Genomic DNA, 18,208 nt, shown 5'->3' with positions numbered 1-18,208 from the left:
AAAATAAAACAAAATATTTTAAGAGTATTATTTGTCTTTAGCTATTACTATCGTGGCTTTAGCGCCAGTTGCTAAGTTCCATTCATTAGAAGAGAGTAGTGTACCGGCGTCATTATATACCTTAAAAGCGGCTGTATTTGGTCCGGATGTACCTTGGTTTAGTGCTTTAAAGGCAATTTTATTAATACCAACTTCTAAAGGGATATTAAATTTTTGATAGCTTCGTTTTAAGGTAATGTTATGTACAACGGGTACGTCGTTTACAAGTATAGTAACCATGTCTCCATCAGGATATTGAAAATCTCTGCAAATAATATTTACACTTTTAGAGTCTGTTCTAAAACTACCTAGATCTTGATCTATTACGGGGTAAATATATTGACCGTTTATTTTTTTAAATGCTTTTAAAAAACGCTCTTCTCTTTGCTTTTCTTGTGTTATAATACCTTTATTATTAAGGTCATTTTCTTCCTTTTGCTTTTTTAATTTATCATTTTCTTTGTCAAAAGCATTTTTAAAACCATCGTTTCCTTCTAATTCTAATGCTTTCGGTTTTGTAACTTCTTTAGAGTTATTTAAAACTACTCCTTTAATTTTGCCTTTTTCTCGGGTTCCAGAATTAGAATCTAATTGTGCAGATAATTGAAATACAGTGAATAAGGAAATGGAGAGAAAAAGAAGAAAATTATTTTTTGTTTTCATTATATATAATACTTTCAAGCATTTATGCAAATATAATGCCGATTTTTAGTGAAGCTGTTTCTATTTTGTTAAAAATTCTTATTCTATTGGGAAATTAAAGTAGGTATTAGGAAAAGGTTCATTTCTTAAAGTAAAATGCCACCATTCGTTTTTATAAGGTCTAAAATTATTTTTTATCATTATAGTACGGAGTAGCAACCTACTTTTTTGTTGCTCTGGAGTGATGTTTTTTGGTAGGTAATGAGATTTTATACCAAAAAAATCATACGGACACCCCATGTCTAATTCTTTACCTGTTTTAATATTTATAATTGTTAAATCTACGGTGCTTCCTCTTGAGTGTCCAGATCTAGATGCAATATAACCTCGTTTAAATAATTGAGATTTTGGTGTATTTGGATAATACGCTTTTTTCATTAACGTATCTTCTAGTACTTTAGCCCATTTAACAAAATGGTTTACTGCTTGTTGTGGTCTGTATGCATCAAATATTTTAAGACTCAACCCTTCTTTTTGTAGACTCTGTTGTATTTTAGTTAAAGCATTTGCAGAAGATTTAGTAACTATAATACAATTTTTATGATAGCCATCAATGGGTTTCCCTATAAAGTTATTGTTTCCTAAATAGCGCAATTCTTTTTCAATAGTTTTATCAACATCAGATAAATAAACAAAACCATCTGGAAGGTTTTGTGAATTTACAAAGAGTGTACTTAAAATAAAAAATAGTGTTATTAATCTTTTCATCTCATCAAAAATACATAAAAAAAATACCTGAGAAATATTTCTGCAGGTATTTGTTTAAAGACTATCTAATTTTAATGTACGGGTTTGGTGTTGTTTAATTAGGTAATAATACCGTATCTATAGCATGTATTACTCCATTATTTGCTTGTACATTGGTTGCAATTATTGTACTTACTCTATTTCCTTCGTCCGTTAAAGTTGCTCCGCCAGTTACATTGGCAGTTAATATTTCTCCGGAAAGAGTGGTAAGTTGCAAGGCATCACTTAATGCTGTGTCTTGTGCATTTATACCTGTTAATACATGTGTTTTTAATGTTGCATCTAAAGTACTTTTTGGTATTTCTGCCAATGTTGTAAGTTCCAATTCACTTAAAACAGCTACAAAAGCATTGTTAGTTGGTGCAAAAACGGTATAAGGTGCAGTTGTGCTAGTTTCTGGTAAAGAGAGTATACTAACAAAATCGGTATCTAAATCGCTTCTTGTAAGTGCTTGAACTAGTATTGAAAAGTTTGGGTCTGCTGTAGCAAAAGTAACTACAGTAGGTAGGCCAATTACTTTATTAATAATATGTACCGTTCCGTTGTCTGCAGAAATATTTGGTACCGTTACTGCAGATGATCCGTTAAATAAAACCCCATCTTCTGTATTAATATAAAGAGACATAGCTGTGTTTGAAGCAGCACTTGTTGCTTTTGTGCTTGCATAACCGGTAGATAAATCTGTAGACTTTAAGCTACCGTCTATTACGTGATTTAATAGTATTTGTTGTAAAACAGGTACCGGGACGTCCTCTACAGAGTTAAAATTATTTTCTGTTAAAAATTCAGAAAAAGCTTCATTGGTTGGCGCTAATACTGTAAAAGGTCCAGGTCCGCTTAAGGTAGTTGCTAATTCTGCCCTTTTTACTGCCGCGACTAAACTACTTAAGTTTCCATCAATGGCTACATCTACAATTGTATTTGTTTTAATTACGGTCTCATGATCGTTATCATCACTACATGAGATTAGTACTGCTAATAAAGTTAAAATGCTTAAAAATTTTGAAATTGTTTTCATTCTATGAGTGTTTATGGTTAAAATATAAAACTGTTTAACAAAAATAGGTAAATATTAAACAGTTTTATATTTTATTTTGTTAAAGTTTTTCATTAAAAGATTAAACAAAAAAGAAGTTCTCAACAATTACTTACTTAAACTAGCTTAAAAAAGTCTAATTTTGTGTTTAATAAATGAATTAAATGAATCAAACTACAAATACAATTCTAATGATTCGTCCTATTAATTTTAGGATGAATGAGCAAACTGCTGTAAATAACTATTATCAAAAAGAAATTGATAATATACTTCCATCAACAATAAATACAAAAGCACAACATGAGTTTGATACTTTTGTAGAAAAATTACAGAGTTTTGGAATTCATGTAATTGTTGTTTCTGATACCAAGGACGCTGATACACCAGATGCTATTTTTCCTAATAATTGGATTTCTTTTCATGAAGATGGTACTGTTGCTATGTACCCAATGTTTGCAGAAAATAGACGTTTAGAAAGACGAGAAGATATTTTAGAAGAGTTAGAAAAGGAGGGGTTTTTAATAGAGAATATAGTAGATTATACTTCTGCAGAAGAAGATCATGTATTTTTAGAAGGAACTGGAAGTATCTGTTTAGATAGAGTTAATAACAAGGCATATTGTGCACTTTCTCCTAGGGCAGATGAAGAATTATTTATAGAGTTCTGTGAAGATTTTGAATATACACCAGTAGTTTTTACGGCAAATCAAACAGTAGACGGTAAAAGGGCAGCAATTTATCATACCAATGTTATGATGTGTGTGGGAGAAACATTGGTTATTATTTGTTTGGCTTCTATTGATGATAAATCTGAACGTAAAAATGTATTGAAGCATTTAAAAGAAGATGGTAAAAAAGTAATTGACATTACAGAAGAACAAGTAACCAACTTTGCCGGAAACATGTTAGAGGTTCATGGTAAAGATGATGAACGTTTTTTAATTATGAGTCAAGCTGCTTTTAATAGTTTAACGCAATCTCAGAAAGCACAAATTAACAATCATTGTAAAATTATTTCTAGCCCTTTAGATACTATTGAGTTTTGTGGAGGTGGTAGTGCACGTTGCATGATGGCAGAAGTTTTCTTGCCTAAAAAATAAGGCTAGCTACTAATTAAGTATAAAGATACTAGGCAAACGCAAGGTTGATAAAGGAATTATAAGAATCTTCTTTACAAAACTTTGCGTTTTTTTTATTTAAAAAAAAACAATTTAATCTTCTCTATGCATTTACTTCTCCTTGCTATTGCTCCTGCAACCATCATTATATTATATATTTATTTTAAAGACAAGTTTGAAAAAGAGCCTATTTCTTTTTTATTTAAAAACTTTCTTTTAGGAGCAACGGCAAGTGTGTTAATTACTGTAATTCTTGGTGGTTTTGCCGCAAGGTTTCTTCCAGTTACTGATGCAACAAATATATTTCAACAATTTGTTAAGGCATTTATAGTAGTTGCCTTGGTAGAAGAGTTTTCTAAATATGTAATTGTAAAATATTATGCACAAAGAAATAAAGAATACAACGAGCCTTTTGATGGTATTGTTTATGCTGTAATGGTTTCTATGGGTTTTGCTACCTTAGAGAATGTCTTATATGTTTTTCAACACGGAGTTTCAACCGGCATATTAAGAGCATTTACTGCGGTTCCGGCACATGCTACATTTGCCATTTTAATGGGGTATTTTATGGGGAGAGCAAAATTTTCTAAAAATAGAATAGTTTTAAACATAACAGGTTTGTTTTTTGCAACACTTTTTCATGGAGCGTATGACTTTTTTCTGTTTATCAACTTTATTCCAGGAATTTCTATAGGTGCATTTATTTCTTTAATAATTGGAATTCTACTTTCTAGGAAAGCGATAAAGAGCCATCAAAATAGTTCTGTTTTTAAATTTTTAATCAAAAAGAAACCCCAAAACTAAGTCTTGGGGCTTTTTAATAACTTATTTCCGTTAGAAAGAATTATAAAATAGAACTTATTTTACTTTTCTAAAACTTCATCAACTACAACTCCGGTTGTTCCGTTTGGTGATTCTATATTTAATAAATTAGCAATCGTTGGTGCAATGTCTGTAATATTGTATCTTTTAGATGATGAACCTTGTTTTATTCCATTTCCATAGAAAATAATTGGTACATGTGTGTCATAAGAATAACCAGAACCATGGCTTGTGCCTGTTCTTCCGCCAGTTAAAGTAGCCGGATTAGGTATCATTAAAACATCTCCAGATAATTTTTGATTATACCCGTTTTGAAGCGAATTTAATATACCAGAAGAAAAATGTGTTGTTTGTAAAGTTCTTGCAGTTACTGCTTTATAGATTCCATCAAAATTAATTATTTCATCCGCTAGTTTTTGAGCAACCGTGTTTACTTCTAAACCTAAAGATTCTACTTTATCTTTATCTAAAAATATTTGATAGTTAGAAACGTTTTCAATTAAATCTACAGAATTAAAATATTTTTTAGTGGTTTCTAAAACAAAATCCCTAAATTTTGTCATCTCTAAATAATGAGCAGGTATTTTTAAAGACTGTAAATAAGCTGGTACATGAACTGCTGCGTGATCTGCAGTTAAAAATAATGTGTAATTATCTTTTCCAACTTGTTGGTCTAAAAATTGAAATAAATCGGCTAAATCTTTGTCTAAACGTAAATAAGTATCTTCTGTTTCTATGGCAGAAACTCCGTATTTGTGACCAATGTAATCTGTAGAAGAATAACTAACGGCTAAAAAGTCTGTATGTTCACTTTTACCTAAATTTTCACCTATAATTGCAGCCTTTGCAAAATCTGTTGTATAGGTATTACCTGCAGGTACTGTTTTTATTAAATCGAAATTTCCATTTCTAGAGCGTAAGGCTTTTAGATTTTTAGGGAAAGTTGGAGATTCTTGGCCTTTTAATTTTCCTTCATAAATATTATCATCAACTCTACTACTTGTGTATGTTTTTATATCGTAAAGTGTTTCCCAAGGTGTATTAAGGTATTTATCTGCATTATTATTTCCATTGAAATCTTTTACCCATTTAGGCAATTCATTCATATAATATGTACTGGTAATCCAAGTATTAAAATTACCACCATCATACCAATAAGCTGCATTTGCAGTATGACCTGCAGGTAAAATTGCAGATCTATCTTTTATAGAAACACCAATAGTTTTACCAAACATATTTTGAGCCAAATGTAATTGATCTGTTATGGTTGATGTATAAAGTCTTTTAGGAGATTTTTGTCCATATTTACCTTCATTACCAACCGTTTTATAATTGTTGTCATCTACGCAATAAATAGATTCTTTTTGGTATTTATCATACCAGTTGTTAGAAATAATTCCGTGTTCGCTTGGTGTTGTTCCTGTATAAATAGAGGTGTGCCCAACTGCAGTATAGGTTGGTATGTAGTTGTAATGAGCATTTTCTAAAGAAAACCCATTTTGTAAAATTCTATTAAATCCGTCTTTTCCATATCTATCAGAATACCTAGTTAAATAATCGTACCTCATTTGGTCGATAACAATACCAACTACTAATTTTGGTTTTTTATTTTGCGATGATATTTTGCTGTTTCCTAAACAAATAAATAGACAGATAAAGCTAAAAAGTAATTTGAATTTCATGAGTAGATATATAAATTATAGGTCAAAAGTAATTATTTTTTGTTTTGATTTGGTCAATTCAACCTAGTATTAATGATAATTTAATACTTTAGCACAAAATTAAAATGAATGGGTTACCTAGAACATATTGGTAAATATTTTCTGATGTTAGGTCGTGTTTTTAAAAGACCGCAAAAGGGAAAAGTTTTTTATGAAGCTTTGGTAAAAGAGATTGATGAATTAGGCTTAAAATCTTTAGGGATTATTATGTTTATTTCCTTTTTTATTGGAGGTGTAATTGCATTACAAACGGCTTTAAATTTAGACAATCCTTTTATTCCAGAATCTTTAATAGGTTTTGCCGCAAAACGTTCTATTATTTTAGAATTTGCTCCCACTTTTTGTTCAATCATTTTGGCAGGTAAAGTAGGTTCTTATATAACATCTAGTATAGGTACTATGCGTGTTACAGAGCAAATTGATGCTTTAGAAGTGATGGGAATAAATGCTTTAAGTCATTTAGTACTGCCTAAAGTGATTGCAACTGTTTTCTTTTATCCTTTTTTAATATCATTAGGGATGTTTTTAGGAATTTTAGGAGGATGGGTTACAGGTGTTTTATCTGGACTTTTTTCTGGTGCAAGTTATATTGAAGGAATTCAAACAGATTTTGACCCTTTTTTACTAGCGTATGCGATTATTAAAACTTTAGTTTTTGCATTTTTAATTGCTACTGTACCTTCTTATCATGGTTATTATGTAAAAGGAGGTTCTATAGCAGTAGGGAAAGCAAGTACGCAAGCTGTAGTTTGGACTACCATTTTAATTGTAATAGCCAACTATTTTTTAACTCAAATGCTTTTAACCTAAAATATGATTGAAGTAAATAATATACACAAAGGTTTTGGAGAAGCAAAAATATTAAAAGGTATTTCTGCCACTTTTCTACCAGGAGAAACTAGTTTAATCATTGGAGAAAGTGGTTCTGGTAAAACAGTGTTTATAAAGTCTTTAATAGGCTTACATACACCAGAAGAAGGTACTATTTCTTTTGATGGTAGAATAAATACTCAATTTACAGAAAAAGAGAAACAGCAATGGAGGCAAGAAATTGGTATGGTTTTTCAAGGAAGTGCGCTTTTTGATTCTCAATCTGTAGAAGATAATGTGATGTTTCCTTTAAAAATGTTTACCAGTCAATCTCAAGCAGAAATGTTAGAGCGTGTAAATTTTGTTTTAAATAGAGTTAATTTAGAAAATTCTAATAAAAAGCTGCCAGCAGAATTATCTGGGGGAATGCAAAAAAGAGTTGCCATTGCAAGAGCAATTGTTATGAACCCTAAATACCTTTTTTGCGATGAACCAAATTCTGGTTTAGACCCAAGAACATCAATTGTAATTGATAATTTAATTCAAGAAATTACAGATGAATATAAAATTACAACCGTAATTAATACACATGACATGAATTCTGTAATGGAAATTGGAGAAAAAATAATTTTTTTAAAAGAAGGTCAAAAAGCATGGCAAGGTACTAGTGAAGATATTTTTAAAACTGACAATGAGGCGGTTGTGAGTTTTGTGTATTCTTCTAATTTATTTAAAAAAGTAAGAGAAGCATATTTAAATGAAAAAAAATATAAATAGATTTGTTTTATCTAAAATAAAGTATATCTTTGCAGCCGCTTAAAAGGAAATAAACGACCTGGTAGCTCAGTTGGTAGAGCATCTCCCTTTTAAGGAGAGGGTCCTGGGTTCGAGCCCCAGCCCGGTCACAAAATTTAAAAATTTCATAAATATTTTGAAGTTTTTTTATTAAAGTAATTGCATCGAGAAGCGTTGTTTTTCGAATTTTAATTAAGCGTATCTTTTAGTCATTAAGATAAAATAAATGACCTGGTAGCTCAGTTGGTAGAGCATCTCCCTTTTAAGGAGAGGGTCCTGGGTTCGAGCCCCAGCCCGGTCACATTAAATTAAAAGCTTCACAGAAATGTGAAGCTTTTTTTATGCAAAAAAAGTTAGGGGCTGTTTAATTGTCAATTTTAAATTTTTGTATCTTTCCCAAGTTAATAAGAAACTTAATTTTGATGGAAGAAGAAAATAAGGTAGTTGAGGAAAAGGTAGATCAATCTAAGCAAGGAATGAAAGATGAAGCTAGAGGTTTGCTCTTTAGTATCAGAAAATATTTAATAGAACTTTTAGATTTTAGACACGATACAGACCATGAAGCTACCATGGAGGCTATTAAAGCAGATATACCTTTTAAGGGTGCTACTGCTTGGATTCTTATTTTTGCGGTCTTTGTGGCTTCTATAGGATTAAATGCTAACTCTACAGCAGTTGTTATCGGTGCCATGTTAATATCGCCCTTAATGGGGCCTATTTTGGGAATAGGAAGCGCTTTTGCAATTAATGATATTGAGGTGTTTAAAAAATCATTAGTCAGTTTGGCAACGATGATTACTTTAAGTTTACTTGCTTCATTTGTTTTTTTCTATTTCTTTCCATTAAGTGAAGATACATCCGAATTGTTAGGGAGAACAAAACCAGATATTAGAGATGTATTAATTGCCTTTTTTGGTGGTTTGGCTTTAATGGTTGCAAGAACAAAAAAGGGAACGGTAGCTTCTGTTATTTTTGGAGTTGCTATTGCTACTGCATTAATGCCGCCTTTGTGTACTGCAGGGTTTGGTTTAGCAAAAGGTTTTTCTGGAGATACTGTTGGTTTTACCTATGCTTTAGGAGCCATGTATTTGTTTACAATTAATACCATTTTTATTGCTTTGGCAACATTTATTGTATTAAAACTGTTAAGTTTTCCAATGCATAAATATGCGAATGCAGCAAGAAGAAAACGATATGCTACTATTGCAACGGTAGTAGGTATTGCTGTTATGATTCCTGCTGTTTACACTTTTTTACATGCCTTAGAAGAAAGTAGGGTAAATGCACAGTTAAAAACGTTTGTTAAAAATGAGGTAATGACCATTGATAACTATCAATTAATTGATGAAGATTATGATTTTGATACTAAGGTTTTAAAGCTAAATTTCTTTAACGAAGTAACTGCTGTAGAGAAAAACATGTTAGAAAGCAGTTTGATTAATGATCCGAGATATGATCGCTTAAAAGAAGTGAAAATTAATATTAAAGGAAGTGATACTAAGAGTTTCGAATTAATTACTACAGCGTATACAGAAAAAAGAGAAGAGTTGAATGAAAGTAAAAAGCGAATACAAGAACTTGAAGATAAGATTATTGAGCTAGAAGGTATCATTTCTGGTTTAAATATAAGGATTGAAGATGATGCGCTTCAAAATGATAAAAAAGCAATTGCTTTTAGTAGAATTTCTAAAGAGGCAAAAATTCTATATAGTGAAATAGAAGAAATAGGGTTTTCTAAAGTTTTATTTTCTAAAGATTTTATAAATATAGATACCATTCCTACGGCAACAGTAAAATGGAATTTAAAAGTGTCTGATACTATTATTCGTGTAAAAGAAAAGAAATTACGTACTTGGTTGCAAAAAGAAATGGACTTAGATACGTTGTTTATTAAAAGAGAAAGATAAGCTTTAAGGAGCTTTCTAAAAGTTTTGAATATTGTCATACTGAACTTGTTTCAGTATCTTAACGTATCTATATTCAATATTCATAAGAATCTGAAATAAATTCAGATTGACAAAAAAATCACTTGTTAGATAATCTCATTTGTTAAACGAATTACTCTATAATTGATGTTATTAGGTTAAATAAACTCTAACCGTTTTTGTAAAACTCTATTTCTACATTTTGGTTGAATAGATATACTTTTTTATTGCTCATATTCATGCATTCATATCGGGTTCTACGTTTGTTTCCTCTTTTGTAGATGGTGTTTTTAAATACAAATAAACTCCCAAAAGGGATGTCAAAAATAAAGTGCTTGCCAGTTTCTGCTACATTTCCTCTTAGCGCTAAAGATAAATCGGCATCTGTATCTGTGCTTGCTTTAGGGTTTTTAAAATATCTTGCTAAAAAAGGTAGCATTTCTATAGGGTAAATTTCTGGACGTAAAAAAGGCAGCATTAAATGCTGAAAAACCATTTTCCATTCTTTACCATGAGGCTGCACGCGTCCAAATTTTTGATGCGTAACATGATGTGCAATTTCATGCACTAGCGTAAGTAAAAACTGATATTTATTAAGGTTATTATTTACTGTAATTTGAAATCTTCCGTCTGGTAATTGCCTAAAATCACCATGTTTCGTTTCTCTCTGGTTTACAATTTTTAGCGTAAAAGAATGCTCGTTTATTAGAAATTCTATAAACGGAATTGCTTTTAAAGGAACGAAATTTTGATAATTTGAATTCAATTTTTAAGATTGCTTACGGCGTTGTTGTTGAAACTTGTAATACTCTTCCGTTATAAAATTTATTTCCAGTTAAAGAGAAATCAAAAATATAATTAGCCATTTCTGAGGCAGATGTAGGTGCTTCATACCCAGGGAAAGCTTCTTCTAGCATTTCTGTTTGTACAGCTCCTAAAGCCAGAACATTAAAAGCTATTTGTTGGTCTTTATATTCTTCTGCCAATAATTCAGATAGCGTAATTACTGCGCCTTTGGCAGATGAATATGCTGCTAATCCTGGGAATTTTATACTTCCTTGAATTCCGCCCATAGAGCTTATAGTAACTACATGACTTCCTTTTTGCATAAACGGAATCATTAATTTTGTGATCTCTGCAACAGCAAAAACATTTACTTTGTAGACTTCTAAGAAATCATCCGAAGATAAATCTGTAAAAGGTTTGTTGATTAATTTACCAGCGTTATTGATTAAAATATCAACTTGTTTCCAATTATTTTTAATATAATCGGTTACCTTTTCTAAATCTGAATTCACAGATAAATCAACAGAAAGTAAAGTGATATTTTTATGATTAACCTCAGACAGTGGTTTTGTGTTTCTAGATAAGGCCAACACATTATGTCCGCTTTCTGCAAATTGTTTTGCGAGTTCAAAACCAATTCCTCTGCTTGTACCTGTAATTACAATGTTTTTCATTTCAATAAAAAAATTTGAACGAGCAATTTACTCATTTTTTCAAACATTTAAACTCAAAATCATTACAAATGAAACCTGCAGTAGTTTAATTTAGATCTCCAAGGGTTTTAAAAAACATTAAGGTTTATCTGTGTTTTTTAATTAGAAGTAACGAGTAGGGCTTATAAATAAATTATTTAAGTAATTCCTGTAAAGGTAGAAACTTATAATTCAATATATTTAGAGGATACTATAATCTCATAAAGGTTAATTTCACCTAATAGCAGAAATATTTACTCTTCCGCATCAAAAGTAATGTGTTGGTAAGCACCAATATCAGGATTTGTAGTTCTATCAACACCTAAAATATCCGTAGAAAAAGAAGTTGCTTTTGCTTTGTTAATAGCATTAGATTCTTCTCCAATTATAAAATCACTCTTTTGAGTATTTCTAAAATGAGCATTTCCATTTATTATGTTGTCTTGGTAAAAAGTATTTGTAAAATCTAGTTCGGTATTGTCTTTAAAAGCATCATTATTATCAGTAAATTTAATCATAGAATTACTAACGGTATAATTAAATATTCCGCCTCCATCAACTTTATCTAAGATAAATTCTATGTTGTTATTTCCATCAAAAATACAATTGGTAAAATTTGCTGCATGTAAATTTCTTGTTTCAATAATTTCTTGTCCAGTTTCATTGGTATAAGTAAGAAAATTATTGATTAAAACAGCAGGTAATTGACGTATACTATTGTTCCAGTAGTTTGCAAATGTAGAATGGGTAAAGTTATAGGTTCCTCCAATAGTTGCAGCTAAAGAAACCTGACCTGCAGCGCCAATAACTACATTGTTACCTGTAATATTTGCTTCTCTACCTAAAATTCCATAACTAGAATGGTTATAGATTTCTGTGTTTTGTAATTTTAAAGTTGGGGTAGAAGGAGTGCCAATACTATCAACCAAAATACCTATTGTACCGTTTTTAATAATAGTGTGGTTTATTTCATTGTCTTTACTTCCTGCACGCATCCAAATAGTACCCCATTGTCCGGCAGTTTCACTAAAAGAATGTTCTAAACGGTCTCCTTCAAAAACAACTTTTTCAGTTAAAGTTCCGTTTACTTTTAAAGTAGCTTTATCATCTACAATTAAACCAGAATTATCATGGAAATAAATTTTTGCTCCGGCTTCTATAGTTAATGTTTTATTTGCTGGTACTGCTACAAAGCCGTAGATAACAGTTGGTTTTATATTTGTAATTGTTAATTCTGTGTCTGTTAAAAACCGGCCTTTTAAAGAGGTTGGCTCTCCGTTTAAAGTTAGGCTATCAATTTTCATAGTAACAGCATCTTTACCCGGATAAATAAAATTAGCATCTTGTACTAAAGTGACTAAATCTACATTTTGTTGAGAACTACCAGAGTCAAATAAAATTTTGTCTGTGTAAAGCGGATTAATAACATTACTAGCGTTTATAGTTGTTTCTACAAAAATAAAAATACTGTCTTTAGCAAGAATATCTATGTTTTTAAAATCTTTTCCAGGAATTCCATCAACATTTAATCGGTAGTTAGAATTTGTACCGTTTTCTAGTTTAATTTCTGGAATTGTAATGGCATTTTGCCCTCTATTATATACTTTTAAATTATACGTTGCAGAGCCAATGTTTGTAAATATAGTGTCTAAAAAAATGGTGTCTTTAGAGAATTCTAATTTTCCAGAACTAAGAGTTGTATCAAAATCTTTTCTACAAGAACCTAAAGAAGCAACAATAATAATTAAGAAGAGGTATATAGTGTATCTCATGTTGTTTTTATAAAAAATCACCACATAGAAACATAGTATACATAGCACTATGTTGTCTATGTTTCTATGTGGTAAAACTTGTTTTTATTTTTAAATATTAAAATGTATTAGAGTGATAACTTTTTAATACCTCAATTATTATTTTTTAATCAATTCAATTTCAAATAATTTACCCCAATGTTTACCTGTTACAAAAAGACGGTTATTCTCTTCATCATAAGCAATACCATTTAAAACTTCATCATGAGGAACCAATTTTTGCGTTTTTTCCATTTCAGCATGTAAGCCTTTTAAATTTGCAATACCTTCTACAACCCCAGTTTTTGGGTTTATAACAACAATAGCATTTTGCTGATATTTATTTGCATAGATTTTTCCTTTAATCAATTCTAGCTCATTTAAATCGGCTACCGCGTATTTGTTTGTATACACTTGAATCGATTTTTCTTCTTTTAAAGTTTCCGGATCTAAAAACCAAATTTTAGAAGTACCATCAGATTTAATTAATTGAGTTCCGTTATGTGTAAAGCCCCAGCCTTCTATACTTTTATCATAATTAAATTCTTTTTCTTGTTTAAAAGTATCTAAGTCGTACACAAAACCTTTTTTTGCTTGCCAAGTTAACCAGTAAATTTTATTGTTAAGAATGGTCATTCCCTCGCCAAAATACTTTTTATCTAAATCTATTGTTTGTAAAACTTTACCCGTTTTAATTTCAACTTTTCTTAGTGTAGATTGTCCTCTACGTCCTGTAGTTTCATACAAAAAACCATCATGATATTCTAAACCTTGTGTGTAGGCAGTTTTATCATGCGGATATTCATTTATAATTTTATAGCCATATACAACAGGTGCTTTGTTTGCTAAAACTTCAAAAAAACTGTTTTCCTTTTTTGTCTTTTCAGCATAAAAAACTAAGGCAGAAACTTGGTGTTTTCCAACACCTAATTCAGTTGTGTTAATAGAAATAGTATTTCCATCTGAAGAAACCTCATTTCCATTCACAAAAAACTGAACACTTTTTATAGCTTTCTCTTCTTTCTCTTTTAAAGTAACTTCAATATTAGAATTTAAAGCGACTTGTTTTTTATGCTCTAAGCTAAATTTATAGACATCAGAGCAAGATGTAATTAGCAGAAAACACGCAAAAAATGCAACAAGTAAGGTATTCTTTTTCATTTTTGTAATTTTTTATATTTATTTTTAGTCTTTTTACTTTTTAGAAAAGTGATGAAAAACCACTATTCATCAACGAAATCTGATGTAAAAATAACGAATGTGATTGTTAGACCAAATAAAAACAAAATATTTATTTGTTAATTAAAAAATATAGTTAAATTTGCATCCTCAAAATAGTAAATAACAACTATTTAGAGAATCGAGTAAGCTTTACCAACTTCACTCATGCAAACATAACATTAAAGTATTAAAATATAATAAAATGAGAAAAGGAATTCATCCAGAAAATTACAGAATGGTAGCTTTTAAAGACATGTCTAATGAAGATGTATTTTTAACACGTTCTACAGTAGACACTAAAGAAACGTTAGAAGTTGATGGTGTTGAGTATCCTTTAGTAAAATTAGAGATCTCTAGAACATCTCACCCTTTTTACACTGGTAAATCTAAACTTATTGATGCTGCAGGTCGTATCGATAAATTTAAAACGAAATACGCAAAATTCAAAAAAGAGTAATTCTTTTAGAATTTTCAATATATTTAAAACTCCAACATTTATTTGTTGGAGTTTTTTATTTGCCTTCAACTTAATTTCTATTAATTTATTTATAATTTTAATAATTTGGGCGTTACCTAAAGGTCGGGTTTTACGCTACAATCTTTTTTTAACTTGTTATTTATAAGAAAGTTTTTTGCTTTCTGCAGCAATCTTACCTTTCTAAAAACAGATTGCTTCGTTCCTCGCAATGTTATTATAATAAAAAAAGGATTTCCACTGCAACCCCTAACGCAAAATATTTGTAAGGGTTGTTGCTAAATTTCGTACTAAATAAGTATTTTTAACATCGTTTAAAACAACTATAATTATATTAGAAATACAATCCTTTTTATTTCTTAGTATATGATGTCTGCAAAAAGAGTGTATCAGTAAAAAAATAAATTAAATAGATAGCTTCTAATAAAGGCAAAGGCAGCTTTTTATGTTGTAAGGTGTTTTGCTATAAGTACATATAAGATTGGTGTAGCAATAAGTTTTATGTTGCATTTAGATGTTGTTCTGGCTAGAGAAAACAACTTATATATTGGTCTAGTTTTTGTAGCAATGCAACATAACGGTTTTATAAAAGCGTTGGTGTAGAAAGGTGAAAATGTACTTATAAAATAATGATTTGCTGTTATATGAAAAGTAGTTGTTATAGATGTAAAAAAGAGGGGGTTTAATTGGTTTAAAAAGAGTTTATTATAGTAAATAAGAAGCGTGTATTTTATGAAAAATTTTGATATTGTTATTATTGGAGGAGGTCCTATTGGTATTGCTTGCGGACTGGAAGCTGAAAAAAAAGGCTTAAGTTATGTTATTTTAGAAAAAGGACCTATTGTAAATTCTTTATACAATTATCCCGTAAATATGCAGTTTTTCTCTTCTTCAGAAAAGTTAGAAATAGATGAAATTCCTTTTATTAGTAAAGAAAATAAGCCAAGAAGAAGTGAAGCTTTAGAATATTATAGAAGAATTGCTTCTTCAAATAAATTAAATATTAAGCTGTTTGAAAAAGTAATTTCTATTTCTAAAGTAGAAAACAAGTTTACTGTTGTTTCAGAAAAAAATAGCTATAAGTCTACAAATATTGTAATTGCAACAGGTTTTTATGATCTTCCTAATACATTAGAAATTCCTGGAGAAGACTTGCCAAAAGTTTCGCATTATTATAATGATCCACACTTTTATTCTGGACAAAAAGTAGTTGTTATTGGCGCTAGTAACTCATCTGTAGATGCTGCTTTAGAGTGTTATAGAAAAGGAGCAGAAGTTACTATGGTTATTAGAGGTGCAGAAGTAGGGCATCGTGTAAAATATTGGGTAAAACCAGATATTATTAACAGAATAGAAGAGGGAAGTATTAAAGTATATTATAATAGCAACGTTAAGGAAATAACAAAAGAGACGGTTGTTATTCAAACTGAAAAAGGGGTGGAAACCTTACAAAACGATTTTGTTTTGGCACTAACCGGTTACAAACCAAATTTTATTCTTTTAAATAAAATAGGAATTACTTTTTCTAATGATAATAGTAAAATTCCTACTTATAATGATGAAACTATGGAAACCAATGTTAGTGGTGTCTATTTAGCGGGTGTAGTTTGTGGAGGTATGGATACGCATAAATGGTTTATAGAAAACTCTAGAATTCATGCAAAAAAGATTGTTGCTGATATAGTGGGCAAGTAATTTTTTTCATTTTTAAAGAACCTGATATATATAAAAAGCCTTCACATTTAATTGTTAAGGCTTTTTAATTTTAGTATTGAGTTTTTTATTAAAATAATTTTTTATAATAATCTGCAGCCATTCTTTGAGTTGTAAACTCCGGAATAACATCATCCATTGCTTTAAATACTATTTTTTGCCAGTTCTTAGGAGCGTCATAATACGTTGGCAATACTTTGTTTTCTAAAATATTATATAAATTATCAGTATCTAACTTATCTTGTTCGTACGTTGGTAATTTATAATCTAGTGCAGGCAATACAAAACAGTTTTCTTCGTCTTTTTTAAATTCTGGAATCCAACCATCATCTGTAGAAACATTTATAGAACCATTCATGGCTGCTGTCATTCCACTTGTACCAGAAGCTTCACGTGTAATTCTTGGTGTGTTTAGCCAAACATCAGAACCGCATTTTAATTTTCTAGACAAGTCTATTTCATAACCAATAAGTACGGCTAAATTTGGTTCTTGTTTAGATTGATGTACTAAATGGTTAAAAGTGTCTATAGCACCATAATCAAACGGATATGGTTTTCCTGCCCAGATAATTTGTACAGGATATTTCTCATTATTAATTAATTTTTTAAAACGATCGTAATCATGTAAAAGTAAATCGGCTCTTTTGTAACCCGCAAAACGTCTTGCCCAAACAATGGTTAATACATTTGGATCTAACTTTTTTCCGGTCTGTTTATACACCTCTTCAAAAAGTTCACTTTTTAATTCAGATTTTTTCTTTTTATAGGCAGTAACATTACCTTTTTTCCAAGAATTTTTGATCGTTTCATCTTGCCAAAATTTCTGATTTTGAGCATTTGTAATCGGAATTATTTTACAAATACCTTCATAATATTTCCACATATCGTTAGCAACAATAGCATGAAGTTTAGAAACACCATTTGCTTTTCTAGCCATTCGTAAGGCAGATATGGTATAATTAATCATGTCTCCATTGACCATTTCTTTGTATAATTCTTCTTCAGAAAGAGATCTGCCAAAGAAACCACATCTGTTTAAAAGACGCGCATCGCGTTCTTCATTTCCAGCTTTTTCTGGGGTGTGTGTTGTAAATACCATTTGTTCTTTGGTTACTCCTTGGTCTTTTAAATAATAAAAAGCTGGTAAAGCATGTCCTTCGTTTAAATGATAGGTGTCTGCGCCTCCTAAGGCTTCTACAACTTTAGCTCCCGCAATACCTAAAACAATACTTTGCGAGATTCTTGTTATCTGATTTTGGTCATATAAATGATTGGTTATCGTTTTAGATAAGTGGTCATTTCCTTCTACGTCTGTGCTTAAAAAATACATGGGTACAGTGCCAAAAATTTCTGGTTTTAAAACATAGGCTCTTACTTTTACATTCGGGTTGTCATGAAGTTTTATGGTTACTTCAATGCCTGTATATTCTAAGAAATCGAAGTGTTTTTCGTTAAATTCTGTTTTTAATGTTTGGTCATCATTTCTTGCTTGGTCGTAGTAACCGTACTTCCAAAGCATACCAATACCAATCATATTTTGTTTTAATTCAAAGCCAGAACGCATGTGAGAACCAGCTAAAAAACCCAAACCTCCAGAGTAAATGTTAAAAGCTTGATCGATACCAAATTCCATACTAAAATACGCGACTTTCTTTTTATATTTTGCTGCCGGTTTGTAAGGGTGATGCCATTTACTATATATATGTTCCATTATATTTTTTTGATTTTAAGTATTAAAAGTAAGAAAAATGCGCAACGTATAATGCTGTTTATGAGTTAAATTTAGGTGAATAAAGTTAATTTATAATGCTTTTAA

Annotated in this window: 16 protein-coding genes and 2 tRNA genes; 9 read left to right on the top strand and 9 right to left on the bottom strand. The window is 30.3% G+C overall.

The features are described 5' to 3' along the window. Positions 1-27: 27 nt before the first annotated feature. The 3 genes from KV700_RS06975 to KV700_RS06965 all read right to left on the bottom strand — a co-directional run bounded on the left by KV700_RS06975 (position 28) and on the right by KV700_RS06965 (position 2,506). Positions 28-702, bottom strand: a complete 675-nt coding sequence (locus tag KV700_RS06975) for a hypothetical protein (protein ID WP_166385304.1) — start codon at positions 700-702, stop codon at positions 28-30. Positions 703-780: 78 nt separating this feature from the next. Beyond that, complete coding sequence (locus KV700_RS06970) at positions 781-1,449, bottom strand: M15 family metallopeptidase (RefSeq protein ID WP_205860414.1); 669 nt, start codon at positions 1,447-1,449, stop codon at positions 781-783. A gap of 94 nt (positions 1,450-1,543) precedes the next feature. Continuing rightward, positions 1,544-2,506, bottom strand: coding sequence for a fasciclin domain-containing protein (locus tag KV700_RS06965; protein ID WP_166385302.1), 963 nt, complete (start codon positions 2,504-2,506; stop codon positions 1,544-1,546). A 182-nt stretch (positions 2,507-2,688) separates the two neighbouring features. Between KV700_RS06965 and ctlX the strand changes: the two genes are divergently transcribed. Both ctlX and KV700_RS06955 read left to right on the top strand, forming a co-directional pair. Continuing rightward, entirely contained in the window at positions 2,689-3,624 is a 936-nt protein-coding gene (gene ctlX, locus KV700_RS06960) for a citrulline utilization hydrolase CtlX (protein ID WP_218599612.1), read from the top strand. Between the two features lie 123 nt (positions 3,625-3,747). Beyond that, on the top strand, positions 3,748-4,446 hold the full coding sequence (locus KV700_RS06955; protein ID WP_166385298.1) for a PrsW family intramembrane metalloprotease: 699 nt from the start codon (positions 3,748-3,750) through the stop codon (positions 4,444-4,446). Positions 4,447-4,505: 59 nt separating this feature from the next. On the opposite strand, the gene pafA is transcribed toward KV700_RS06955, so the two are convergent. After that, complete coding sequence (gene pafA / locus KV700_RS06950) at positions 4,506-6,146, bottom strand: alkaline phosphatase PafA (RefSeq protein WP_218599611.1); 1,641 nt, start codon at positions 6,144-6,146, stop codon at positions 4,506-4,508. 108 nt (positions 6,147-6,254) lie between these two features. On the opposite strand from pafA, the gene KV700_RS06945 reads away from it, so the two are divergent. The 5 genes from KV700_RS06945 (at position 6,255) to KV700_RS06925 (ending at position 9,697) form a co-directional block, all read left to right on the top strand. Beyond that, entirely contained in the window at positions 6,255-6,995 is a 741-nt protein-coding gene (locus KV700_RS06945; RefSeq protein ID WP_166385294.1) for an ABC transporter permease, read from the top strand. 3 nt (positions 6,996-6,998) lie between these two features. Beyond that, positions 6,999-7,772 (top strand): ABC transporter ATP-binding protein, encoded by a 774-nt coding sequence (locus KV700_RS06940; protein WP_218599610.1) that lies wholly within the window; start codon positions 6,999-7,001, stop codon positions 7,770-7,772. Between the two features lie 55 nt (positions 7,773-7,827). Further along, a tRNA-Lys gene (locus KV700_RS06935) sits at positions 7,828-7,900 on the top strand. A gap of 118 nt (positions 7,901-8,018) precedes the next feature. Continuing rightward, positions 8,019-8,091: transfer RNA gene (locus tag KV700_RS06930), tRNA-Lys, on the top strand. A gap of 121 nt (positions 8,092-8,212) precedes the next feature. Next, positions 8,213-9,697 carry a DUF389 domain-containing protein gene (locus KV700_RS06925; RefSeq protein ID WP_166385290.1) on the top strand — a complete coding sequence of 495 codons (1,485 nt, stop codon included), beginning with the start codon at positions 8,213-8,215 and terminating at the stop codon, positions 9,695-9,697. Between the two features lie 187 nt (positions 9,698-9,884). Here the strand turns inward: KV700_RS06925 and KV700_RS06920 are convergent, their stop codons facing one another. From KV700_RS06920 to KV700_RS06905, 4 genes are all read right to left on the bottom strand, one after another. Next, positions 9,885-10,481: a SprT-like domain-containing protein gene (locus tag KV700_RS06920; RefSeq protein WP_166385289.1), complete on the bottom strand. Its 597-nt coding sequence runs from the start codon at positions 10,479-10,481 to the stop codon at positions 9,885-9,887. 13 nt (positions 10,482-10,494) lie between these two features. Then, positions 10,495-11,175 (bottom strand): SDR family oxidoreductase, encoded by a 681-nt coding sequence (locus tag KV700_RS06915; RefSeq protein WP_218599609.1) that lies wholly within the window; start codon positions 11,173-11,175, stop codon positions 10,495-10,497. A gap of 272 nt (positions 11,176-11,447) precedes the next feature. After that, the gene (locus KV700_RS06910; protein ID WP_218599608.1) at positions 11,448-12,965 is read right to left on the bottom strand and encodes a hypothetical protein; all 1,518 of its coding nucleotides are present in this window, start codon (positions 12,963-12,965) and stop codon (positions 11,448-11,450) included. Between the two features lie 138 nt (positions 12,966-13,103). Next, positions 13,104-14,144, bottom strand: a complete 1,041-nt coding sequence (locus KV700_RS06905) for a glutaminyl-peptide cyclotransferase (RefSeq protein WP_218599607.1) — start codon at positions 14,142-14,144, stop codon at positions 13,104-13,106. A 262-nt stretch (positions 14,145-14,406) separates the two neighbouring features. On the opposite strand from KV700_RS06905, the gene KV700_RS06900 reads away from it, so the two are divergent. Both KV700_RS06900 and KV700_RS06895 read left to right on the top strand, forming a co-directional pair. Continuing rightward, positions 14,407-14,661, top strand: coding sequence for a type B 50S ribosomal protein L31 (locus KV700_RS06900; protein ID WP_087520665.1), 255 nt, complete (start codon positions 14,407-14,409; stop codon positions 14,659-14,661). Positions 14,662-15,411: 750 nt separating this feature from the next. After that, positions 15,412-16,374 (top strand): YpdA family putative bacillithiol disulfide reductase, encoded by a 963-nt coding sequence (locus KV700_RS06895; protein ID WP_166385281.1) that lies wholly within the window; start codon positions 15,412-15,414, stop codon positions 16,372-16,374. Between the two features lie 88 nt (positions 16,375-16,462). On the opposite strand, the gene glgP is transcribed toward KV700_RS06895, so the two are convergent. Then, positions 16,463-18,103 (bottom strand): alpha-glucan family phosphorylase, encoded by a 1,641-nt coding sequence (glgP, locus tag KV700_RS06890; protein ID WP_218599606.1) that lies wholly within the window; start codon positions 18,101-18,103, stop codon positions 16,463-16,465. Between the last annotated feature and the right edge of the window lie 105 nt (positions 18,104-18,208).

The organism is Polaribacter sp. NJDZ03, from assembly GCF_019263805.1.
Lineage (GTDB): Bacteria > Bacteroidota > Bacteroidia > Flavobacteriales > Flavobacteriaceae > Polaribacter.
The sequence above is the reverse complement of the archived record's forward strand: the minus strand, read 5'-3'. Positions and strand labels throughout refer to the sequence as shown.